22 protein-coding genes are annotated in these 23891 nt (G+C 45.1%); 11 read left to right on the top strand and 11 right to left on the bottom strand.

Annotated elements, in window-relative coordinates; all coding sequences use genetic code 11:
• The first annotated feature begins 81 nt into the window (after window positions 1-81).
• The gene (locus NDI42_RS06400) at window positions 82-492 is read left to right on the top strand and encodes a hypothetical protein (protein WP_190460424.1); all 411 of its coding nucleotides are present in this window, start codon (window positions 82-84) and stop codon (window positions 490-492) included.
• Between the two features lie 336 nt (window positions 493-828).
• Here NDI42_RS06400 and NDI42_RS06395 read toward each other — a convergent pair whose 3' ends face one another.
• Complete coding sequence (locus NDI42_RS06395; protein ID WP_190460408.1) at window positions 829-2208, bottom strand: D-alanyl-lipoteichoic acid biosynthesis protein DltD; 1380 nt, start codon at window positions 2206-2208, stop codon at window positions 829-831.
• A gap of 127 nt (window positions 2209-2335) precedes the next feature.
• Here NDI42_RS06395 and dnaK point away from each other — a divergent pair, with 127 nt between their 5' ends.
• Both dnaK and NDI42_RS06385 read left to right on the top strand, forming a co-directional pair.
• The gene (gene dnaK, locus NDI42_RS06390) at window positions 2336-4435 is read left to right on the top strand and encodes a molecular chaperone DnaK (protein ID WP_190460406.1); all 2100 of its coding nucleotides are present in this window, start codon (window positions 2336-2338) and stop codon (window positions 4433-4435) included.
• A gap of 86 nt (window positions 4436-4521) precedes the next feature.
• Entirely contained in the window at window positions 4522-5526 is a 1005-nt protein-coding gene (locus NDI42_RS06385; RefSeq protein WP_190460404.1) for a DnaJ C-terminal domain-containing protein, read from the top strand.
• Between the two features lie 84 nt (window positions 5527-5610).
• Here NDI42_RS06385 and NDI42_RS06380 read toward each other — a convergent pair whose 3' ends face one another.
• From NDI42_RS06380 to cobN, 3 genes are all read right to left on the bottom strand, one after another.
• On the bottom strand, window positions 5611-6108 hold the full coding sequence (locus NDI42_RS06380; protein ID WP_190460402.1) for a hypothetical protein: 498 nt from the start codon (window positions 6106-6108) through the stop codon (window positions 5611-5613).
• 168 nt (window positions 6109-6276) lie between these two features.
• Window positions 6277-7029, bottom strand: a complete 753-nt coding sequence (locus NDI42_RS06375) for a Uma2 family endonuclease (protein WP_242017879.1) — start codon at window positions 7027-7029, stop codon at window positions 6277-6279.
• A 35-nt stretch (window positions 7030-7064) separates the two neighbouring features.
• Window positions 7065-11015, bottom strand: coding sequence for a cobaltochelatase subunit CobN (gene cobN, locus NDI42_RS06370; RefSeq protein ID WP_190460399.1), 3951 nt, complete (start codon window positions 11013-11015; stop codon window positions 7065-7067).
• Between cobN and NDI42_RS06365 the strand changes: the two genes are divergently transcribed.
• On the top strand, window positions 11010-11726 hold the full coding sequence (locus tag NDI42_RS06365; protein WP_190460397.1) for an N-acetylmannosamine-6-phosphate 2-epimerase: 717 nt from the start codon (window positions 11010-11012) through the stop codon (window positions 11724-11726). The genes cobN and NDI42_RS06365 overlap by 6 nt on opposite strands.
• A gap of 206 nt (window positions 11727-11932) precedes the next feature.
• Entirely contained in the window at window positions 11933-12091 is a 159-nt protein-coding gene (locus NDI42_RS06360) for a hypothetical protein (RefSeq protein ID WP_190460395.1), read from the top strand.
• A gap of 134 nt (window positions 12092-12225) precedes the next feature.
• Here the strand turns inward: NDI42_RS06360 and NDI42_RS06355 are convergent, their stop codons facing one another.
• Window positions 12226-13104, bottom strand: a complete 879-nt coding sequence (locus tag NDI42_RS06355; protein ID WP_190460393.1) for a hypothetical protein — start codon at window positions 13102-13104, stop codon at window positions 12226-12228.
• Between the two features lie 167 nt (window positions 13105-13271).
• Between NDI42_RS06355 and NDI42_RS06350 the strand changes: the two genes are divergently transcribed.
• From NDI42_RS06350 to NDI42_RS06340, 3 genes are read left to right on the top strand one after another with little or no spacing between them, the layout of a single operon-like run.
• Window positions 13272-14195: a metallophosphoesterase gene (locus tag NDI42_RS06350; protein ID WP_190460391.1), complete on the top strand. Its 924-nt coding sequence runs from the start codon at window positions 13272-13274 to the stop codon at window positions 14193-14195.
• A 9-nt stretch (window positions 14196-14204) separates the two neighbouring features.
• Window positions 14205-15524 carry an AAA family ATPase gene (locus NDI42_RS06345; protein WP_190460390.1) on the top strand — a complete coding sequence of 440 codons (1320 nt, stop codon included), beginning with the start codon at window positions 14205-14207 and terminating at the stop codon, window positions 15522-15524.
• Window positions 15521-16165, top strand: coding sequence for a retron system putative HNH endonuclease (locus NDI42_RS06340; protein ID WP_190460388.1), 645 nt, complete (start codon window positions 15521-15523; stop codon window positions 16163-16165). The genes NDI42_RS06345 and NDI42_RS06340 overlap by 4 nt, the downstream gene beginning before the upstream one ends.
• A gap of 38 nt (window positions 16166-16203) precedes the next feature.
• On the opposite strand, the gene NDI42_RS06335 is transcribed toward NDI42_RS06340, so the two are convergent.
• The 4 genes from NDI42_RS06335 to NDI42_RS06320 form a co-directional block, all read right to left on the bottom strand.
• The gene (locus tag NDI42_RS06335) at window positions 16204-17511 is read right to left on the bottom strand and encodes a sensor histidine kinase (RefSeq protein WP_242017878.1); all 1308 of its coding nucleotides are present in this window, start codon (window positions 17509-17511) and stop codon (window positions 16204-16206) included.
• Between the two features lie 216 nt (window positions 17512-17727).
• A complete protein-coding gene (locus NDI42_RS06330) occupies window positions 17728-18108 on the bottom strand; it encodes a response regulator transcription factor (protein WP_190441953.1) in 381 nt (126 codons plus the stop codon).
• Between the two features lie 106 nt (window positions 18109-18214).
• A complete protein-coding gene (locus tag NDI42_RS06325) occupies window positions 18215-18442 on the bottom strand; it encodes a DUF167 domain-containing protein (protein ID WP_190460384.1) in 228 nt (75 codons plus the stop codon).
• Window positions 18443-18514: 72 nt separating this feature from the next.
• The gene (locus tag NDI42_RS06320) at window positions 18515-18910 is read right to left on the bottom strand and encodes a ribosomal maturation YjgA family protein (RefSeq protein WP_190460382.1); all 396 of its coding nucleotides are present in this window, start codon (window positions 18908-18910) and stop codon (window positions 18515-18517) included.
• A 191-nt stretch (window positions 18911-19101) separates the two neighbouring features.
• Here NDI42_RS06320 and NDI42_RS06315 point away from each other — a divergent pair, with 191 nt between their 5' ends.
• Complete coding sequence (locus NDI42_RS06315; protein WP_190460380.1) at window positions 19102-19500, top strand: hypothetical protein; 399 nt, start codon at window positions 19102-19104, stop codon at window positions 19498-19500.
• Between the two features lie 134 nt (window positions 19501-19634).
• Here the strand turns inward: NDI42_RS06315 and NDI42_RS06310 are convergent, their stop codons facing one another.
• Window positions 19635-20153, bottom strand: a complete 519-nt coding sequence (locus NDI42_RS06310; RefSeq protein WP_190460378.1) for a DUF2231 domain-containing protein — start codon at window positions 20151-20153, stop codon at window positions 19635-19637.
• Window positions 20154-20246: 93 nt separating this feature from the next.
• Window positions 20247-20993, bottom strand: coding sequence for an LmeA family phospholipid-binding protein (locus NDI42_RS06305; protein WP_313931529.1), 747 nt, complete (start codon window positions 20991-20993; stop codon window positions 20247-20249).
• A gap of 421 nt (window positions 20994-21414) precedes the next feature.
• Between NDI42_RS06305 and NDI42_RS06300 the strand changes: the two genes are divergently transcribed.
• Together NDI42_RS06300 and NDI42_RS06295 are read left to right on the top strand one after the other, a co-directional pair.
• On the top strand, window positions 21415-22446 hold the full coding sequence (locus NDI42_RS06300; protein ID WP_190460376.1) for a hemerythrin domain-containing protein: 1032 nt from the start codon (window positions 21415-21417) through the stop codon (window positions 22444-22446).
• 300 nt (window positions 22447-22746) lie between these two features.
• Complete coding sequence (locus NDI42_RS06295) at window positions 22747-23793, top strand: hemerythrin domain-containing protein (RefSeq protein WP_190460374.1); 1047 nt, start codon at window positions 22747-22749, stop codon at window positions 23791-23793.
• The last annotated feature ends 98 nt before the right edge of the window (window positions 23794-23891 follow it).

The raw sequence follows: 23891 nt of genomic DNA, 5'->3' as shown, positions 1-23891 counted from the left end.
TTGTCATGAATAGATGGCTGTTGTGTGGTAACTCTAGCCTCTCATGTCCCTCTACCCTTTTTCACAAATTCCCCGCGGCTATTGGCTTTCACCTACTTCTGTCAGGCAGTCAGCCCCGATGCACCTCAACCACTCTCTGAGCAAGATACAGCACTCTCTAGAGAGCTGGCGGCGGTACGGGATCAACGACACCGCCTGTATTTAAAGCTTAATGGCTCGCTTAAAGCGTTGTTTAGTCATTGTGAATGGAGAATTACTCGTCACGACAACGGGATGACTGAACTGGAGGTAATTTGTCCAAGTATGGTGGTTTATAAGCGGCTATTACAAAAAGTGATTATGATTCAAGGCCGCTTGGAGGATACAGTTAGGATTAAGCACACTAAATTTACTCTTTGTTATCCGCCAAATCCTCAAGCTTATTATGAGCATGAAGTCACTTTTCAACAGTGGTCGAATACTAATTCTTATGATGAGAATGAGGAGTTTTAGGTTTAAATAAAAAACCTGTTCTTTAGACGCGAAAAACCAACAACTTCCCTTACATTGCGCCATAGTGGCGTTTAATCTCGCCATGTCTGAGCCTTTTTGCTAAGTATGCGCTCAGTTCCAATTGCCCATCGGATGTTATTTCGTCTGCTTGTTTTATCAGCTAAAATAACTTTTTAGACGTTTAGGTTCATCGAAAACTACCAGGAATTAATAATTCCCATGTATCTCTCATTTCGGGTTGCCTTTCATTTAACGCCAAAGAAATCGCCTTATGTAACAAAGAAGCAGCATTATTCTGGGGAAAAATTGTGCTTACCTTTGCGTTAAAAATTATTATCAAGGCCAAGAAATCCTGGGGTCGCGGGCGATTCTATTTGCCACAGCAGCAGCACCAAAACGATTTAGATGGCTGGGGTCGGCAAAATAGCCATTTTGGTTGCGCCACTGTCCCGATAAGTCTAGAAAGACAAATCCTTTAGCAGTGGCTTGTCGCTGCATATATCGCCGAAACTGTTGCTCATACCTTTGGCGAGTTCGGTCTAAGTAATCCTGACTTAAAGGTAGGCTGACGAAAACTACAGGAATTCGTCGCTGTTTGGCAAATATCATCAGGTTATTTAAAGCTACTTCTTGCTTACCTCCTAATTGGAAGGCGGCATAATCAGCATCGTAGAGTCCGGCAACTCGCGGCTTTTGGCGATAGTAAATTAGCGGATTGAAACGGATATTTACCGGGAGAAATCCATTAGCGTCAACAGCAGCTATCGAATAGTCGGTAGTAAGGCCTTCTGCGTTGTTCTGAGCTATTATTTTTTCACTGTTGGATGGCAAAAGGTTGAAAGAACTAACAGTGTTAGAAGCAACATTGTTTATCTGATTCTGTACAACCAAGTTGTTCAAACTCTTAGCGTGTATGGTATTTGGATCATCTGGTGGAGAACTACTCTGGGGGCGATCGCCACTTATTAAGCGCTGATAACCAGGAGATGCCAAAATAAGGTTATAAGTTCGATCGGTTCGTCCACTGTTAAAAGCTCTGACTCCATCCGCCCACACGATTAATTTAGGCAACTGGTCTTGTGTCAAGAGTCGCAGCACTAAAAAATCAATTACTTGAGCAGTTGCGCCATTTACCCCAAAATTAAAGATTTTCTTTCCGGAAATCCCTCTAGCTGCCAAAGCTTGCTGCATTTGTCTTGGGTCAACACCCTGCAAAGACCGAGAACTGCCGACAATTAAAATATCAGGTGGGCCAACAGCAGCCACGTAGGATAAATAAAGTACCAGCTGATTGTCAAGCAACTGGTTATTAAAAGTAGGGTATTGTGATTGATAGCTGGTTGCCGCTGCTCTTTGTTGGGCTACCTCCAAAGACCTCATGTACTCGGTGACTTTTTTTTGGGCGTAGACTCGTTCGGGGCTATCTGGTGAAATTGATTGCAAAGATGCGATCGCACTTAACCATCCTTCGGCAACTTGATCCCAGTCTTGGGCAGATTTAGCCGATTGAGCCTTGATGGCAGCACTCATAGCTTGATTTATTCCTTCCGTCAAGCGATCGCTCATGTTCGCCGCGGTCGTGGCGGCCAAAGGCTGGACAACCGCATTTGATGGGGTAGCTTGGATTAGGTGAGTGCGAGAACAACCAATAAATAACAGACAGCCTGTCATTATGGCAGCAAAGCGGTAAAAAAAGCTTAAGTTGGCAAAAATCATAGAGTTTCATCTAGTCAACTAACTTTCTGGCGTTGCCAAATACCGTGCAATCCCTGACAGCAAGATAGAATAAATCCAAGTATTTGTTCTCAAAATATTAAGGAAAGGCAAGGAGAACACACTAGGCATGGGTAAAGTAGTCGGCATTGACCTGGGAACAACCAATTCAGTAGTAGCTGTCATGGAAGGCGGCAAGCCCGTTGTCATTGCCAATGCAGAAGGCATGAGGACTACTCCCTCCGTGGTTGGTTTCAGCAAAGAAGGAGAACGCCTCGTCGGACAAATGGCGCGACGCCAAGCTGTTCTCAACCCGCAAAATACATTTTATGCGGTGAAGCGCTTCATCGGGCGCAAGTACAGCGAACTCACTCCAACATCTAAGCAAGTCCCATACACGATTCGCAAGGATGAGGAGGGCAACGTTAAAATAAAATGCCCCCGACTCAAGCGGGAATTTGCCCCAGAGGAAATAGCGGCAATGGTACTGCAAAAGTTGGCAGCGGAAGCGAGTCGCTACTTGGGAGAGCCGGTGACGGGAGCGGTGATTACAGTTCCAGCTTATTTCAATGATTCTCAGCGACAGGCAACAAAGGATGCTGGGAGAATTGCCGGACTGGATGTATTGCGGATTCTGAATGAGCCAACAGCTGCATCTTTGGCTTATGGGTTAGATCGCAAAGATAGTCAAACTATTTTGGTGTTTGACTTGGGTGGCGGTACCTTTGATGTGTCCATTCTAGAAGTAGGGGATGGAGTGTTTGAAGTTAAGGCAACTAGCGGTGATACTCAGCTGGGCGGTAACGATTTTGATAGAAAAATTGTGGACTGGCTGGCACAACAATTTTTGGAAACAGAAGGGATAGATTTAAGACGCGATCGCCAAGCCCTACAGCGCCTCACGGAAGCTGCGGAAAAAGCGAAAATTGAGCTTTCTGGGGTCGGCGTCACCGATATTAACCTCCCCTTTATCACCGCCACGGAGGAAGGCCCGTTACACGTAGAAACTAGGCTGACTCGCTCCCAATTTGAAGGTTTGTGTGGGGATTTGGTGAGTCGATTGAAGGCACCTGTAAAACGCGCCTTAGTTGATGCTAATCTCACGCCATCCAGAATTGACGAAGTGGTATTAGTGGGTGGGAGTACCCGCATTCCCCTTGTAAGACAGCTGGTACGCAGCTTAATTGACAGAGAACCAAACGAGAACGTTAACCCGGATGAAGTGGTAGCGGTGGGTGCGGCAGTTCAGGCGGGAATTCTGGCTGGTGAAGTTAAGGATGTACTGCTGCTAGATGTAACTCCCCTATCCCTTGGTTTGGAAACCATTGGCGGCGTGATGAAGAAACTGATCCCGCGTAACACGACTATACCCGTGCGACGCTCGGATATCTTCTCGACATCGGAAAATAACCAAACGGTGGTGGAAATTCACGTCCTCCAAGGCGAACGAGAAATGTCATCTGATAATAAATCTCTGGGAAGATTTAAGCTGACTGGCATTCCTCCTTCCCCGCGAGGAGTCCCCCAAGTTCAGGTGGCTTTTGATATTGATGCCAACGGAATTCTACAGGTGACTGCCTTAGATAGAACTACCGGCAGAGAACAGAGCGTTACTATTCAAGGGGCTTCTACTCTCAGTGAGGGTGAAGTTAACCGGATGATTCAGGATGCGGAAGAATATGCCGCAGAAGACAGACAACGACGGGAACGGGTGGAGAAGCGCAACCGTGCTGAAGCGGAAGTTCTGAAGGCAGAACGGCAACTCAGGGAAGTAGCGCTGACTTATGGGATGCAGTTTGCAGCAGGACAGCGGCGGCGCATAGAATCTTTAGTTCAGGAACTGCGCGAGAGCATGAAGCGTGACGACGATCGCGCTATAGATCGGGCGCAAGGCGATCTTCAGGATGCCCTTTATGAGCTTAACCGAGAGGTGCGGCTGGAAGCGGCTGAGGATGAGGATGACTTTTTTGGATCGATTCGGCGCACGTTCTCTGGAGAGGGTGATTCGCTGTTTGGTGAGGGATTGCGCGATCGCGATCGGGATGACAACATACGTTATCGCGATCGGGATGACAACATACGCTATCGCGATCGGGATGATGACCGTCGCTACTCCGGAGGTGCAGGTAGAGAGCGGTATAGTCGTGATAGCGGCAGTTCCTACCGCCCTACTTCCAGAAAAGTCCAACCTAATGATGATTGGGATGATGATGATGATGATTGGCTCTAAGGATTTTGGATTTGGGATTTTAGATTTTGGGTTGCCATCTACAATCTAAAATCTAAAAACTAATTTCTAAAATCAAAAATAGACGTATGCAAAATTTTCGGGACTACTACCAGATTCTAGGTGTGAATCGAGATGCTACCGGTGAAGAAATTAAAAAGGCGTATCGACGGCTAGCGAGGCAGTATCATCCCGATGTTAATCCGGGAGATGAAACAGCAGAAGAAAAGTTCAAGGAAATCGGTGAAGCCTACGATATTCTCTCCGATACGGGTAAGCGATCTGAGTACGATAAGTTCAGCCGCTTCTGGAACCAGAGAGGATTTGGTACCAGAAGGACGGGAAAAACTACAACTGGGAAAAGTTGGAGCGATCGCAGTGGGAATGGTCGCAGTTCCACTGAAGAATTAAACTATGAGGAGTATCCGGACTTTCCCAGCTTTGTCGATACTCTGTTAGGTCGTCGCCAAACAAAGACGACACAAACACCCCCAAGCAATACAAACCCTAGAGTTGCTGCCTCTGACGAATTTCGCCCCGGTAACACCAGAACCGCTTACACTGTTCCTTCACGCCAAACTCGTCGCGATGTGGAAGCTAGATTAACGATGCCACTAGAAAAAGCTTATCAGGGAGGGCGAGAACGAATTCGTCTGGAAGATGGGCGAAGTCTGGAAGTTGATATGCCACCGGGAATGTTAAATCAACAACGCATCCGGTTAAAAAATCAAGGCATTGGTGGTGGCGATTTGTATCTGAAAATTACCGTATCGTCCCACCCTTTCTTTAAACTAGAAGGTTCAGATATTTTCTGCCAATTACCAGTTACGCCGAGTGAAGCGGTGTTGGGAGGAGCTGTGGAAGTTCCAACTCTCGATGGTATGGTGAAAATGAAAGTTCCCAGCGGTGTCGGACACGGGAAGCGTCTGCGTCTGGCTGGTAAAGGCTACCCTACTGGTAATGGTAATCGCGGCGATCAGTTAGTTGAGATTCAAATTGCGGTTCCCCCATCTGTCAGTCCCCAGGAACGAGAACTTTACGAAAAGCTGCGCCAAATCGAAACCTTTAAACCTCGTTTGGATCTTCCTGTTTAATGGATGCAGAGCATACAAATACTCGTTCCTAGTCTGAGACTAGGAACGAGTAAAATATTTTACAACTTGTTTAGAATTGCTATATTAGCGATCGCGATCGCACAAACCTAACAGCGTACCACTGCCAATAAGTTTCACTGCTTCTAATACCCAATAACCTGCGTGTAGCTGATTCATACCCGCCGGAGTCTCGGCAACAGCATCAAAAAGATTGAGTTGTATTCCCAAAGCACTCATATGCGGTGTTAAGAAATATGTATCAATAATGGCGATTGTTAGCAACAGCAAAGATAAGAAAATAACTTTGCGTCCTGCCAGATAAGATGCAATATGAGTGCGGTTTAGAACCAAAATTCCTGTTAATACTAAAGCGGCGCACAATAATTCGATGCGATTAAAAATCCAGAAGATTGAATAAGCTGCTGTGGCGAATCCAGGTTCAGTCATCATTCCTGTAGCAAACATACTGGGCATAATTACCCAGTCCAAAATCAGACTGCCACTTAGCCAGAAGGCCAGCGTAAACATGACTGTTGTTTGCCATGCCGAGCGCTTTAAGTTAGCACCAGAAAAAGCGGTCATAGAATTTCCTCACCTTTGGCGTCTTCTTTTAGCTTAACCAATAGGCTTGAAGAAAAATATGAAATAATCTTGCATTTTTTTGACGTTACACCGTTAACATTTATTAGTAATAAAAAATGTTAAGAGCCTTATTGGTTCTGAAAAATCATGTTAGTAGACATTCAGCATTTAGTCAGGTAGTTCTCCAAAGCGATCGCGATAACGAGCCAGCATTGACTCTAACTCTGCGGCTTGCAGTTGCGCTGCTTGCATCTGCCTAGTCGCCTCTTCTGCGCGTTGCCGTTCCAGGGAAGCCAACTCTTCGGCTGTTGGCAGCAAATCGCCTTCTAGGGTTTCCCAACGCAACCAACGGGCGGTTACTCCCTGGTAAATTCCTTCCCATCGTACCAACGCCAACCCTAACTGCTGGCTGATTAGTCGATTTTGAGCATCAGGTTGAATCTCTGTATAGACACCATTTTGCAAGGCAAAACCTGCCAATTCACCACTGAAGGGATCGAACCAGAAATAATTTGGGACTCGCAAGCGATTTTGATAAACTTGCTTTTTCTCAACTTTATCCCGAATTGCGGTGCTTTCTGATAATAATTCAATTACCAAATCTGGTGCTTTGCCTTCTTCCCAGACAACCCAACTTTTGCGTTCTCGTCTGGGTACATCTAGCACCACAAAAACATCTGGCCCATTAAAATCTTTATTGCGTACCTGTTCTAAACTGTAGTACACAAACATATTTCCGCCGACGAAAACATCCTGACGTTCTGCCCACAGCAGCAATAAGATATCTATGAGCATTTGCATTTGCAAAACATGGCGTTGACTTTCCATAGGGATACCATCACTGTAGGGAAGTTCATCTTGTGTTGGGGGAATTGTCACCCCATAATCGGCTAACTCTGCCAAAGTCATTTGTTCTGACATTGCAATTCACCTCACTTTCCTTATTTCTAGGTTAACTAACCTAACTCATCAGTTGTAACGATTGCTGTCATACCTTCGATGACGGCTTCGGATTGGTGCACTAAGTTTCGCAATTTTTCCAGTATTTCTTTATCAACGTTTTGCCACAAACCGCGTTGATTAGCCTCTAGCAATCTTTCTGCCATATCTCTTAACGCCCAAGGGTTCTTCTGCTGGATAAAATCTTGTACATTTGAGTCAAATAAATACGCCTCTGCTACTCCTTGATACATGAAATCTTCTACGCAGTTAGCTGTCGCATCGTAGGCGAATAAATAATCTACTGTTGCTGACATTTCAAATGCGCCTTTGTAACCGTGACGCATGACACCAGCAATCCATTTAGGATTCACGACGCGGGAACGATAAACTCGTGTAATCTCTTCGCTCAGTTGCCGAACTTTCGGATTTTCGGGAAGAGAATTATCGCCAAAATATGTTTGCGGATTCTTGCCACTTAAAGCCCGAACCGCTGCTGTTAAACCGCCTTGAAATTGATAGTAATCATCAGAATCTAGTAAATCGTGTTCGCGGTTATCTTGATTGTGCAATACTATCTGCATTTGCTGTAGACGCTTCTGGAAGGCTTCTGGGGCGCTAACTCCCCCTAGCTCCCCTGTCGAGGGTTGGAGAGAGGTGCTAGTGTAAGCGTAACTGCTCCAGTTGATGTAAGCACGGGCTAAATCTTGGTCATCTGTCCAATTTTGTGCTTCAATTAAACCTTGCAATCCAGCACCATAAGCACCAGGTTTAGAACCAAAGATGCGATAACGCGATCGCATTTGGGCTTGTTCTTGACTCAACCCAGAATTTTGCCAAAACTCGGTTTCTTGGGATACTTGCGCTGCTAAAGGATTTTGTTCTGCTGGTTCCTTTAACGCCGCCACTGCGGCTACAGCTTGATCGAATAAATCGATTAAATTAGGGAAAGCATCGCGGAAAAATCCAGAAATTCTCAGCGTCACATCCACGCGGGGACGACCTAAAACTGAGACTGGCAATATATCAAAGTCTACCACTCGTCGCGAGGCACCATCCCAAACTGGCTGCACTCCAATCAATGCCATTGCTTGCGCCAAGTCATCGCCACCAGTTCGCATGGTACTCGTTCCCCATACCGACAATCCGAGTGTTTTTGGATACTCTCCGTGTTCCTGGGTGTATTGTTCAATTAAAGCTTCAGCCGCTTTTCGTCCTACACTCCAGGCTGTTTCTGTGGGAATTGATCGGATATCAACCGAGTAAAAATTGCGACCAGTAGGCAAAACATCAGGTCGTCCTCGCGTTGGTGCGCCAGATGCGCCACTAGGCACATATCCCCCGTCTAATCCTCGTAACAAGTTGGAGATTTCTTGGTTGGTTTGTTGGAGGGAAGGGAGAAGGTAGCGACGTATCCAGTCTAATTCGCGTTTTACTGTTCCCTCGTTGACGGGGAGGTTAGGGGGGTTTCCGAGCATCAGCTGTTCTACTAACGCGCTGGCTTGTTGTTCTAATGCCTCAATGACATCGCCGACAATTTGATATCTTGTAGGACACCCCTGTCCTACAAAAGGTTGAGAAGGATCTGCTGTGAGAGGGTCGAAATCTAGATTAGAATCAATACCGATCGCTCTCGTTAAGCCTTTGCGATCGCTTCCGGGATGACGTGCGATCGCGACTATCAAATCTCGCAGTTGTCGCCCTTGCGGACATTGCCCAAAAATGTGCAATCCATCACGTATTTGAGCTTCTTTCAATTCGCACAAATAACCATCCAGATAATTTAAAATTGACAATTCAAAATTATCTTCTTTTTTGATTTTCAAATCTTGGTGTAAATTTTCCTGAAAAACTAGATCGGCAATGCGAGAACTGATCGCTGGTAATCTTGAAGGATCTAAACTTTCAGCCTGGTAATATTCATCAATTAAACCTTCCAACTGTTGCAAAGGGCCATACAGTTCAGCCCTAGTCATCGGCGGAGTTAAGTGGTCTATAATTACAGCTTGAGCGCGACGTTTAGCTTGAGAACCTTCCCCCGGATCGTTAACAATAAAAGGATACAAGTGAGGCAAAGGCCCAAACACTGCTTCCGGATAACAATTACTTGAAAGACCCACGCTTTTACCCGGAAGCCATTCTAGATTCCCGTGCTTCCCCACATGAACAAACGCATCAACCTCAAAAACTTGCCGCACCCAATAATAAAAAGCCAGATAACTATGAGGCGGTTCCAAATCTGGAGCATGATAATTTAAACTAGGGTCGATATCATAACCACGCGCAGGTTGAATTCCTACAAAAACATTACCCAACTGTAAACCAGCAACAGCAAAAAATTTCTCTTCCTCTGCGCCTGGGTGGTTCATTTCCAAAACCGAACCCCAGCGATCGCATACTCCTTGCTGCACCGCTTCTGGCAAACTAGAAAAATACTCTTGATACTCCTCGAAAGCCAAACTCTGCTGCACCCGACGCAACTCCCGCCCCTCCGGATCGTTAGTCACCCCAGCAGTCAAACGCGAAATTAACTCATCACCAGTAGCGGGAATATTTTCCACACAATACCCAGCCTGTTGCAAAGCCTTAAGTATTTCTACACAACTTGCTGGAGTATCCAACCCGACACCATTAGCTAAACGCCCATCGCGATTAGGGTAATTTGCCAAAATTAAAGCAATTTTTCGCTGTTGTGGTGGAGTTTGGCGCAGACGTACCCAGTTAGATGCTAAATCAGCGACAAATTGAATGCGATCGCGCACAGGTTCATAAACCACAACATCCGTTTGCAGCAGAGGATTCCGGGTTTGCACAGCCTTAAAAGAAACCGCACGACTAATGATTCTCCCATCCACCTCTGGTAAAGCCACATTCATCGCCATATCGCGCGGCGAAAGCCCTTGAAATCCACTCTTCCACTGTTCCACCGTACCGCCGCTGAAGATTACCTGCAAAGTAGGAATATCTAGGGATAAAGGAATGGTAGGAGTAGGTTTTCCCGATAAGTCGGAAGAATCGACAATTGAAGTAGCGCCCTCGTTGGAGTTCAGGGGAGAGATAGAAAAGCTGGTGGTGTTGAGTAAAAGCTGAATTTCCTCGCCGTCTTTCGGTTGGAAGTATTGCAATAATTCTTCTTGTACATCGTGATCGCGCAGAGAAGAAACAAAAACGGGAATTGGTTCTAAATTTCGTTCAGCTAAAGCTTGACATATTGCATCTATTGGAGATGTATTTCCCGCTAGATAATGAGCGCGATAGAACAAAATACCAATTTTGGGGATTGGGGATTGGGGATTGGGGATTGGGGATTGGGAATTGGGGATTGGGAATTGGGAATTGGGGATTGGGGATTGGGGATTGGAAGGACTCTTACCCAGTCTCTTGTCCCTAGTACCTAGTCCCTTGTCCCCAGTCCCCAGCCCCTGATAAACTCCAACGCGGGGAACTTCTTGCGGTGCCGGTGGATTGTAGGTATTTCCTAGACAGATATCAGCGACAAATTTTAAGGCGTTAACGAAATTTTCTACACCGCCTTCGGTAAAGTAGCGCCACAGCTGGTTACTAGATGCCAGAGTTACGGTAGAGTGACTGATTAAATCTGGATCTGGACGATCGTCTCCAGGTAAGACAAACAGCGACTTCTGGGTACTTTCCACTGTCTGGCGCACCACTTCTAATCCATAAGACCAGTAGGAACGTCCTCCCAGTAGCCTTAAAATAATTACCTGTGCCTGCTGTAGCACTTCTTCAGCGTAAGTATCAATACTGAGTTGTTGCTGCAACTGCAAGAGATTAACAACTCGTAGCGAGGGAAATGAGTCTGGCAATTTGGATACTGCGGCGGCGAGGGTTTGAATATCGGTATCCGCTGCGGTGAGCAAGACGATGGGAGCAGGTGTTTGCTCAATAAAAATGACACCCTCAGCTTGAGGATTCCATCCCCCAGGAGTAGCGGCTAGACGATGCACGATTTTGTTTTCCCCCGTAGCAGCGACACATTAAACGCTTTGAGTCAAGGTTTGATTGTATCTTGTCAGGCTCCGGTTGAGTCGCCCCTGCACGAGCCGTCAGTTATTGCCGCGATCGCGCACGCTTCTATCCTCAATGGGGCTGTGGGAGTGCGTATTGATACGCCAGCTCATATAAAGGCAGTACGCGAAAAGGTTAAATTACCGATAATTGGTCTGTGGAAACAACAGATACCGGGTTACGAAGTATACATTACTCCGCAGTTCCATCACGCGCAAGCGATCGCGATCGCTGGTGCAGACATTATCGCTATTGATGCCACATTACGCGATCGCCCAGATGACGAGACACTACAAACACTGATTAGCCGAATTCACGATGAACTAGGTAAGCCAGTGATGGCAGATGTGGATACGATAGAGAATGCTCTAGCCGCCGCCGCCGCAGGTGCAGATATCGTAGGCACCACCCTCTACGGCTATACTGCCGCTACAAAACATCTAATTCCCCCAGGCTTTGACTTACTAGCCCAGATGGTAGAACAGCTAAACGTTCCAGTCATTTGTGAAGGTGGCATTGCCTCACCCCAGATGGCAAAGCAAGCGCTGGAACTGGGAGCCTATGCCGTCGTTGTTGGTACGGCGATTACAGGTATCGATATTAACGTAAAAGCCTACAGAGCTGTTTTTCCTAATAGCCAGCAACAATAGTTCTTAGCAATATTGGGGATGTATAAAATAAAACTTTAATAATTTGCGCCTAAGTAGTTCACCAAATTCCACAACATTTTCTTAAGTACGTAGGTAATTCCCTGGATATACTCCTATAGGTAGATGCCACCAGAGGATCACTGTAGTTAGATTGGGGTCAAAAAAAGTATTCGGAATTGCCGGAAGGCACTACTTAGGGTAATTTTATGAACACGTTGCCACGAGCCATAAAAAAGACAGGTTTTATATGGGGGTTGGTTGCAGTAGGTGCTATTCAGGGATTGCTGATTACCTGGATGCTACCAGAACAAAGTTTAGATTTTAGAACACCACCCCAGTCTGTGCGCGCAGTCGAAGGTAGATAAATATAAAAAGAGAGACGCGAAATTTCGCGTCTCTGGTTTCGTAGGGGCATGGCATTGCCATGCCCCTACCAATCGCAAATAGCATTGCCATGCCCTACCAATCGCAAATTCTGTAAGTTATTAAATCCACATTCCTAACCTGCGGCGAGTACGCGGCGCTTGAGAATTACCATTTTGTCTCCCACCACAGGAGAACGGGCTAAAAGCGTACCTTGAGAATCAGAGATTTCCAACTTGCTAAAGTCGAGTTCTTTAGCGCGTTGCAACATTTCGCCTGCTAACTTGTCCTGTTTGGATAAATTGAGGTCGTACCAAGCATCACTGACTTGGACGACTAGAAGACTAGCGGGAAAGTTAGCTTGAATAGACCCAATTAGCCCATTTGCATATTGGGTAGTAGTTTGGGCAACTTGATCTTGAATAGAAGCAATCAATTTTTGTTCTGGGGTTAGCACTGGGGGAGGCGGTGGGGCAATTTCCACGGCTTGGGGTGCTTCTGGCGCTTTTAATTCTGGAGGCGTGTCGATGTTGGCGGGAGGCGGTGTTGGTTCCGGAACAGGCGCAACTGGAACAGGCGTTGGTTCAGGAGAAGATATCTGTTCGGGAACAGGCGTTGCTGCGGGAGGAACCTCAGCTACTTCAGTCGGTTTCCCAGGTATAAGGGTAGTTGTTGTCCAGAGTAGTAGAACGAGAACGACTGCGATCGCGCCACTCAAAGCCGTATCAGAAAGCTTTTGATTCAGCGATGTTGGCAGGAAAGAGCGGATTATCCCTATAATGCCATTCCACAAACTTAAAAAACGTTCCAGAAGGCTTGGCTTGGCAGTTGTAATTTGGGAGGTAGCCGTTGGTCGCTCTTCCAATTTCTCTACTGTCCCTTCAAGCAGTCTAATTGTCCCCCGCAGAATCTTAATGCTTTGAGCTTTCAGAAACGATTGGCGGATGGGCGGTGGTGTCACCTTTTTCGGTGCTGGGTTTGGTATATTTGGCTGATTTGTTTGATCTTCTGACATGGAATCTCCCTTAAAAGCAGCAAAAATAATTGCGATCGCCTCCGGCGTAGGCGCGTATGCGCTACTCGCGGTAGATTCTTACCGGATGCTGCCTTCACAGCCCTAATCTACCACTTTGCTATTCTGCTTTTATCTGACTTGCAATCAACTGACTTAACTTTTAATCTATGCCCCTTAAACGCCGTCACTTTCTAGTTTTAAGCACCCTCAGTGGTTTCGGTCTAGCTTTTCTGGCAAAGGCACTCCGCAGTCAAAGGGCTACGAGTGCTGTCTCCTTCAATCTTGCCGCCGAACCAGCAACGCCTGAGTCAACGCTAGGAACCCCGCTACTACGCTTTGTGTCGGTGGCAGACACAGGAACTGGTGCAAAAGGTCAATATGCTGTAGCAGCAGCCATGAGTCGTTATCAGCAGCTAAAGCCCTTTAATTTGGCAATCCTGGCTGGTGACAACATCTACAACAATGGTGAAATTGAGAAAATTGTTGATGTTTTTGAGCGCCCTTATCAAGTTTTATTGCAACAGGGTGTCAAATTTCAAGCTGTTCTAGGCAACCACGACATCCGCACAGATAACGGCGACCCTCAAGTTAATTATCCAGCCTTTAATATGCAGGGGCGACGTTACTACACATTTCGGCGCAACCCAGTACATTTTTTTGCTCTAGATACCAATAATAATGCTGACTGGAAGGCTCAACTAACTTGGTTAGAACAAGAACTCAGCAGCAGCGATGCGCCTTGGAAAATCGTTGTTGGTCATCATCAGATTTACTCATCTGGTGAATACGGAGTAAACGAACCTTTTATCGAAACACTAACTCCGCTTTTCCAAAAATACCGTGTGCAACTTTACATCAACGGTCACGACCACAACTATGAGCGCACAAAGCCTATTAACGGTACTACTTATCTAACTTGTGGTGCTGGCGCAGGAGTTCGTAAAGTCGGACGTTCAGAATGGACGGCGCATTCTGTCAGCGAGTTGAGTTTTGCTGCATTGGATGTGTTTGCAGACAAAATAGTAATTAGCGGCATCGGCACCAATAACCGCGTTTTTGACAAAGGTGTTATTCCACTGCAATCAGCTTAATTCAAACTTATGAAAGTCAAGCGTCTAAAAATGACTTCATTTCGGGGAATCAGCGACATGACGCTAGATTTCCAAACAGAGGAGCCAAATGTACTAATCGGTATCAACGGAGTGGGAAAATCCAGTATTCTCGATTCTATCTCCGTTCTGTTGTCTTGGCTTATAGCACCGATTCAATTTAATCCTGAATCTAGAACTACATTGATAAAACAGCAGGGTTTAGTTTCCTCTAGCGAGCGGGAAAGAGACCTAGCAAAAGGACGTTACTACAAGGAACAAGACATAAAAATTGGAAACAATCAGACCTACAATGAGATTACACTTTTACTCGACTCCCAGGAAGTAAATTGGTCTCTCACTACAGCTCAGGAAGTAAGAGGCATAGTTACAGGCATCAACCTTAGCGAGTTAGAGTCAGTTACTAATGACCTACGTCGTCAGTGGCAAGTAAGTCCTGAAGCCAACTTACCTCTAGCAGTCTATTACCCCGTTAATCGTGCAGTTCTTGATATTACCTTAGAGATTCCGAAGAAGAATCACTTCGCTCAAATAAATGCCTATGAACAGGCGATCGCAGGGACACAAATAGGCTTTGTTAATTTTTTTCAATGGTTTAGACTTTTGGAAGATGTGGAAAACGAAGAACGGCGCGATAACCTAGATTACCGGGATCACCAGTTAGAAGCAGTGAGACAAGCCATATCTTCATTGATGCCTGGTTTCTCCAATTTACGGGTTAGGCGATCGCCTTTACGAATGACTGCCACAAAACAAGGTCAGGAACTCATCGTCAATCAGCTGTCTGATGGTGAGAAAGGCTTGATGGCAATGGTGGGAGATTTGGCGAGAAGGTTAGCGATCGCAAACCCTGGTCTACCAAATCCGCTCCAAGGCGAGGGCGTTGTTCTCATTGACGAAATTGAACTACATCTTCACCCGAAATGGCAACGCGAAATTATTCCCGCACTAACAAGAACATTCCCTAATTGTCAGTTCATTGTCACAACGCATTCGCCACAGGTAATCAGCGAAGTCAAACCTAATGGAATCTACATTTTAGAAGCAACATCTGAAGGAGTTGTTGCCAAACGTCCAGAAAGTTCTTACGGGAGAGACAGCAATCGTATTTTAGAAGACCTCATGGGTGTTCCAGCCCGTCCCCAAGAATTTAAGGACGATCTTCTTGAGTTGTTTCGACTCATCGACAAGGGTGATCTTGATGGTGCTAGGCAATTACGTCAACAAATTGCTGATGAAATTGGAGCTGATGAGCCTGAGTTAGTCAAAGCAAGTGTGTCCATCCGGCGCAAGGAGATTCTGAGTCGGTGAGATACATCCACAAGGGTAAGGAACCGACAGACTTCTCAAAATGGAAAGGTCAGAAAAACGAGGAGTGGACACCTACTTGGGATGACCTACGCACACCACAAAAACCAACGGTGCATGATGCTTTGTTGCAGGAGCAGGGTTATATCTGTTGCTACTGCGGGAGGAGAATTACCAGAGACACCAGCCATATCGAACATCTAAAGCCCAGGAAAACTTATCCAAACTTAGCACTGGAGTACACAAATTTATTGGCTTCATGCCAAAGAGAAAGAGAACGTAGAGAACCCCTGCATTGTGGAAGTAAGAAAGATGATTGGTACGACGAGCATCGGATGGTTTCGCCTCTAGATGCGAACTGTGCGGAGTTCTTCAGATATACCGATGATGGACAGATTCTAGCAACAGAGGTTACAGCGAAAAAATCTGCTGCCCACACAACAATTGATAAACTCGGACTTAATATTGATAAGCTGAATGCCATGCGTCGTGCGGCAATTGAAGATATCTTGGAAGTCATTGACTCGCTCACAGATGAGGAAAAACAGAAGCTGCTTCTAGGCTTCGAGCAACCTGATACTAATGGGCAATACGAAGAGTTTTGCGCTGCGATCGCGTATATCCTCAAGGCTTACTATCCTTAATTTACTCGCCGTGCGCGATCGCGATCACATCCTACGGATTAGTTCTTTTTCTCAGAGGAGGAATTAAGCGGAAGGCGAAAAGTGAAAGTTGTACCTTGAATAGGGGTGCTACTAGCGGTAATAATTCCGCCGTGTGCTTCGACAATTCGCCGCGCGATCGCTAACCCTAAACCAGTACCAGTGCCTTTGCGGGAACGATCTGCGGTATAAAATTGTTCAAAAATGTGGGGAAGATCGCGATCGCTAATTCCCGCTCCCTGGTCGCGAATTTGCACAGCAACCTGAGAACCTTCTACACTTCCAGAAATAGAAACCTGAGAATCCGGCACCGAAAACTTAATCGCATTATCAAGTATATTCAGGAAAGCTTGCAACAGCCTTTCTGGATCGCCTTGCAGCCCAACATCAGGAACATTGATGCTGATGTCCACACCCTTAGAGCGCATCCGAGACTCCATTGCTCGCGAAGCACGATTAATCAAGTCTCGCAGATTGATGGGTTGCTTCTCAAGTACGGTTACGCCTGCTTCCAGTCGTCCCAAATCTAGCAAATCCTTAATTAGCCGCGACAGGCGCATAGTCTCTTCCTGTGCAGTTTGCATAAAGCGATCGCGTAATTCCGGTTCCTCATCAGCGCCACTTGAAAGCGCCTCCAAAGTCACATGGACGTTACTAACCGGAGTCCGCAACTCGTGAGACACATTCGCCAAGAATGCTCGCCTCTCCTTATCCAGCGAAGCCAGTCGTTCGCTCATCCGGTTTAACTCAATCGCTAACTGACCTAGCTCATCGTTTTGACGGATATTCAGCTTCTCGCCTAAATGACCAGCACCCACCTGGATAGCAAAGTTGCACATCGCCTGGATTGGTCTAGCAATATTGCGTGCAAGTCGTTCGCTAATCAGCGCACACAGCAAAACAGTCAAGAAGAGAGTTCCCAGAACTGTGAAAATAATTATCCGGAATTGACGCTGAAACTGATTCAGCGTTATCGACATCCGCACAACACCAAGCAAGCGACCGTTGCGGGATATCGGCTTTGCTGCATACAACCTGTCATCATTTGACAGAACACCTTTCGCCACCCCTTGCATCGGCTGATTTTGCAGCGCTTCCCTCACTCCCGGAACGCTAAACCAATTAGTTATTTGCTGATCTAGCTGGGGAGCAGAAGTGAACAGCAGGCGACCATCTGGCCTCAAAATCCGCAGAGTTACTGAATCCGGCGAACCGTAGCGTTGTACTAACAATTCCACCCGCCGGAGATCGTTTTCCTCCAACGCATCAGCTACACTTTCGCCTAAAGCAGTAGTCCAGACATCTAAATCACCCTGTCTCGTCCTCATAAAATAGGCATGGAAAGAAAACAGGATATAGCTTGCCAAAATTGATGTCCCCAGTGCAGTGAGCGCCAGGTAAGTGAGAAAAAGTTTTCGGTAAATTGAATTCCAGCGGATGCGAATGGCTATCAACTCCTCGGATTTTGAAAATGTGCTTTTGATAAACTTCTGACAAATTGCCTGAAGGTAAATATGGGCGGGCTAAACACAGGTAAATCCCGATTATTGATTGACATTACCAGCAGCACGACCCCGTAAAACTGCTTTTATCCGTGCCAAAAGTTCGCGAGTATTGAAAGGCTTCGTAATGTAGTCATCTGCACCCGCTTCTAAACCCCAAACTTTATCAATATCCTGGTCTTTAGCTGTCAGCATCAAAATAGGAATATTAGAAAAAGCTCGGATGCGCCAACACAATTCCATGCCATCTATCCCAGGTAACATTAAATCTAAAATCATCACATCCGGCACCTGTTTATGAAACAATTTCAGCGCCGTCTGTCCATCTGCCGCAGTTGTCACCTGATAACCTTCTTTGATTAAAGCATAGCTGAGACTAGCTCGTAATGCCTCTTCGTCATCTACCAGTAAGACGTGTGTCATGTTGATACCTCTTGCTTAAAGTGTATTTATTTGGGCTAGGTTTCGGTAGTTAGCACCTTAAGGAAAATGTTTCTGAGTTGGGAATGCTGACTTAAACCAGAAAACATCATGAATCAATATCTATTTCAACCACCTTATTCCTTGACGATAAACCAAACTTAATGCTAATTCTAGATTTTGACACCTCAAATTTTTTGGCCAAAATTTGAATTAACTCCTCATTTGCCTTACCCTCCACAGGAGGCGATTTCAGATTTATTATAAGGCTACCATCCGCAGCTTCCTCAATTTTTTGATTTTTGGAATTTGGTTTAACCTTTACTTGTTTCTTCATGGTTTCTTTAAAATATTTCTGTCGGGTGGGCAATGATACCCCTACTACTTATTTTCGAGTTGTGATTTTCCTCTAGTCAAATTTTCCAATTTTCCGCAAAAATAACCAGCCGATGATGCAGCCCACAGCGTAATGAGGGAAATCCCACCAGCTAAAGGTAGTTCCCAGCAGCAACTTTCCCAACACGGTTGAGCGCAACGAATCCAAAACAGGTTGGTGCCATAGTTGCAAAAATTCTATCCCGCAGGTGACACTAAATACGCCCAATGGAATTTGGTTTGCAGCTTGGCGAGTTGGAAACAGTAAAAACACGAATAGACACCAGAATGTTTCGTATAAAATATCTCCTGAAAAATCATTTACCCACTTAGAAGCAAAACCGTCGTATCTCTTCGAGAATAACCCTAGCGGCACAATGACGAGCATGGTGATGAGTATACGCCAGCTTTGGGTTCCGTCTCGAAGCATTAGCTATTTCCAGCGTGAAGTTATGCACTATATCCGTATATATTTCCCTTGTTTTTTCTGGTATTAATCTATACCCCATAATGGGCTAATTATTTTATATATGTAAAATTAACTCTAAAGGTAGAGTATATAATTATACAAAAAAATTACAATCTTATTTAATAAAGCTGCTTTGTTAGGAGGAAATAGTCATGAATAATGAAACCAATACGAATTCAGAAGTTAGTGTAGATGTCGATACCTATGACAGGGGTATTGTACCCGCTGAGACGGCAGCGCGTAAAGAAAGAGAAGGTAATGCTTTTAAAACTACTCCATCACAAAGAGATGAGGAAAAGTCTCCAACTAACGATCAAACAGATGGTGGAAGCATTAATACAACAGAGGGTTACACGGTAGACAAAGAAGGTCTACTAAATAACTATGCTATTGAACCCGAAATGTATGTCAACGAACCCGGAGACTTAAAGGAACAAGAGCAAGCTGAAACTGCACAACGCGCTGAGGAACTAGCCAATTTGCAGCACGATGAAGAAGGAAACCTAACAGATGAAGGCGATGAGCGTCCGAAAGGGCAAGGATTTATCTAACCTTGATAACAAAGGGAAAGGCAAAAGGCTAAGAAAATATTATTTAGCTTTCTCTTTTCCTTTTGCCTTTTTCCTTCGCCATGCCCGTAATACTAAAACTCTAAAAAAGATTGGGGATTTTCCCCAATCTTTAATTATCTGTTTGGATCGCCGTACCCAATCACAGCCACTTTATGTCTATAGACTAGCTCGGCTCCATACCAACCAGAAAGACCAAGAAGCGCCGCTACAATTATTGAGAGAGTTAGTCCTAAAGGTAATATTGCCCCAGAAGTGTTGCCCCAACGGAATATTAGGTTGACAATGGTCAGCACCATAGCGGTGACATTAAGTACCATGTGCGCCCAGCCAGCGCTACGCTTGCGGACTCGTTCAATTTTCAGGAAGTCCATCATACCTGTGATGGCTGCTACTACAGCAGTTGCCAAGCCAACGATTAACATCCAGAAAGCCCCTTGCGCCCAAAAGACATCTTTAGTCCACCAGTAGGCGAGATCGGCTGCGGGTGCTAAGGAGAGAAAGGCAATGGGGAAGGTAACGATTAAAGGATGTAGTGGATGGGCTGCGATCGCAACCGTACTGGCCACGCCACTGTCACGATAATCTGACTCATCACTTTCAATAAGCGGAGGGACATTTGGAGTCTGCGTCATGGTAATTAGTAATTGGTAATTGGCTAATAGCTAATTGTGTATTGCTAATGGCCATTTTTCAAGGACAACCGATAACTGACAAATAACAAATAGTTAACTTGAAGGGATTTTCTCGACGTGTGCTTCTGCAAGCAGTGTTAATTTGCCCGCTTCCGCATTCAGCTGTTTGATTCGCAGCGACATTCCCTCCAAGTCGAAATTGCTGAGATTCAAAAGCTCACTTGCCTTATCTAACAGCGCTTTTGTTAGTTCTGGCGATAGTTCCTCGCCTTCAGTATACTGAACGTTTTCCAGAGAAACGTTCTGCCCATTGGCACTAACTCTGGGTACTGCTGTGAAGGAAACTTGCTTAGTTTCTCCAGTTTCGCGTAGGAATACGGTGGTATTCAATGCTACTTTGCCCTCACCCGGTAGCCGGAAATCTACCTTTTTGGTGTCAATTGTCATTGGTTGCCCATTGACCTGCACCTGCTGGTTTTGTAGCATACTGCCGACATATTCCGAGTTGAAGGCACGGTTGATGTCCGCTTCCGTCAAAACCACACGGGTACTTGCCCGTGTCGGTTTGTTCAGTTCAATTTTGCCGAAAGCAGCGCTGAGAGGATTGATGTCTATGTTAGTCATTTCCATCTCTAGTTCCTCCATGCGGAGGTCGCCCTGCATCACCAAACCTTCCCCTTCAATGGTGACTGAATCCACCTTTCCCTGAACCAGGGAAAGTGGATCGGCTTCGACATCCACCTCCAATTTATCCGCTTCATCCAATTGGCTGGATAACCCCATTTCTGCTGCTTTATTAAGCGCCTGTTGCCCTAAAGAAGAATCTTTATTAGTCGTCACAAGATGGAATTCCTAGTGTCCTATTATTGAGTCAATTTAGGCGATCTGTATTAAGAAGTGTATCTGTCTGACGGGGGAAGGAAGGTTAAGCTTTTATTCTCAATAAACAAGCAAAGAGCTATTCCTCTGGAGGTAAATATAAGTACCTATAACTAAATAGTTGATTGTTATGCTTCAAAATCCTATTTTAGATAGATGATATTTTTTTTAATATAAACATCTCTACACTCAATAAAACCATAAATAAAATAAGCGTTTTGTATAAAATTCGGTTTTTAGATTTTTGTATAATATAGTTACCGTTTAATAGAGTTTTCCTAGATAGCAAAGGGTATCAGTCAAAAGAGAGATGAATATACTGAAAACGAATGTGATCGTAAGTATAGATTCCGATCCTATGTTTATCAGTGGAGAACAACGAATGGTAACGACAATTGATGATGCAAAGCGCATGGCAATTGGCATGAAGTTGGCAGACATGAAAGCTCTGCAAAATCTTCTTATTGCCAACGAGCAAAAATTTATCTCTGCGGTTGCCGATGATGATATTCGTCACCGCATACAAGATATGCTCAACGACGATCAGAAAAACCTTGGCGTTCTAGACACTGTAATTGTGCAATACGGTATCAAATCCGAACCCTCACAAGGAAGCACAAAAGTGATTGAAGAAGTTCAGAAACTAATGGAAGGTTCTGAACTTACTATTTTTGAAAAAGTAGCTCAGCATGAATTGCTTAAGCATAAGCAAACTATGACTGGACTGCTCATTCATAAAGCGGCACAAGTTGTTGGTGCTGATATTGAAGCTGCCATCACTCCTTTAAATACCCTTAACTTTGAGAACCGCGCTCACCAAGAGCAACTGAAAGGTATTCTAGAAATTTTAGGTGTTCGCGAACTGACTGGGAAACAGCCAGATCAAGGGCTGTGGGGCCGCGTACAAGATGCTGTTGCTGCATTAACTGGCGTGGCGGGTAGTGTGGTTACTCGCACTGATGATGAGATGAAGATCCGCGATCTTATCAGAATGGATCACGCTAAAGTAAATACCCTGTTCGCGCAAGCTCAAGCTACTGACGATCCTCAAAAGCTGCAAGAGTATTTCGGTCAAATCTACAAAGACCTAACTGCACACTCGGAAGCTGAAGAACAAATTGTTTATCCCGCAGTTCGTTCTTACTACCAAGACACTCAGAATCTGTACAATGAGCAAGCTGAAATGAAGCAGATGTTGGAGCAAATTAAGTCTCTCAACCCCTCTGCCTCCAATTTCAAACAACACCTTTCTCAGTTGATGCAAGCTGTTATGCATCACGTACAGCAAGAAGAGAACGAAATGTTTGCGAAAATTCGCGACAACTTCAGCGACGAGCAAGAGAAGCAAATGGCTACCCAGTTCAAAACTGCTAAGAGCAAGGTACAAGATCAGTTTGCTGCTTCCAGTAAGTAAGCTGAAGCAAATTCATAATAAGGGCAATTTAATAATCGCCTTTAAAGGCTAGAGTTCTTTATTTCCACCACATGGTTAGTGGTGGAAATTTTTTTATTAGGCTGTGTATGAAGGCGCATATAGCGATGCTATTTCATTTGTAAAACTGTACAATAGGCATTCTGCCTGTCGCCAACGGTACTGCGATATTTAATCAAATAATTAGCTTTTTTGATCGGTCGAGAGAAGGATGTAATTACTAAAATTACTGTGACATGATTAGGATATATCTTTAATGAGAATTTGACAGGAGAAATACAAATGGTAACGACGCTTGATGATACAAAGCGCATGGCGATCGCACAAAAATTGGCAGACATGAGAGCGATCCAAAATTTATTAATTTCCACTGAGCAAAAACTGATAAGTTCTGCTCCCCATCAAGATGTTCGGGAACGTTTGCAACATATGCTCGCTGACGACCAGAAAAACTTGGGCGTTCTGGAAACAGTTCTTGTTCAGTACGGCATTCAGTCTGAACCCCACGACACCATGAAAAAATTTGTGGAACAGGCTGAGCAAATGATGTCAGGCTCGGAACTGTCTTTTTACCAGAAATTAATTCAACACGAACTGCTCAAGCACGGTCAGGTAATGAGCGGAATTGTTGTTCATAAAGCGGCTCAAGTTGTTGGCGCTGATATTGAAGTGGCAATCGGGCCTTTGAACACGGTTAACTTTGAAAACCGCGCTCATCAGGAACAGCTTAAAGGATTGCTGGAACTTGTTGGTGTCCGCGAACTAACTGGGAAAGACGCAGATCAGGGACTGTGGGCGCGGGTTCAGGATGCTGTAGCAGCACTATCAGGCGTAGCGGGTAGTGTCATCACCCAAAACACTGACAAGCAGGATATGAACATCCAGACCCTAATCCGGCTGGATCACAACAAGGTTAATACCCTGTTTACGGAAGTTGGAACTACTAAAGATCCTCAAAAGCTCCAAGAGTATTTTGGGCAGATTTACAAAGATTTGACGGCTCATGCTATAGCAGAAGAGCAAGTTGTGTATCCGAAAGTTCGCCCCTTCTACGGTGAAGGTGATACTCAAGAGCTGTATGATGAGCAAGCCGAAATGAAGCAGATGCTGGATGAAATCAAGTCTATGAGTCCTGCTGATGCTGATGCGTTCCGCTCGAAAATCAAACAGTTGATGGAAGCGGTTGGCGATCACATTCGTCAAGAAGAAAGCACCATGTTCGCTGCAATTGACAAAAATTGTAGCGACGAGCAAAAAGAGCAAATGGCTACTGAATTTAAAGCAGCTAAGGCCAAGATTCAGGAAGAAATGGCAGCTTCTATGAAGTAATACCATTTTACTTTTGCCAGGCAGACATCTGATACCCCCAAGCCCCCTTAAAAAGGGGGCTTAAGAAAGGGGATTAGCGCAGGGAGAAAAATGAAGTC

It is taken from the genome of Funiculus sociatus GB2-C1, from assembly GCF_039962115.1.
In the GTDB taxonomy this organism is placed as follows: domain Bacteria; phylum Cyanobacteriota; class Cyanobacteriia; order Cyanobacteriales; family FACHB-T130; genus Funiculus; species Funiculus sociatus.
The sequence above is the reverse complement of the archived record's forward strand: the minus strand, read 5'-3'. Positions and strand labels throughout refer to the sequence as shown.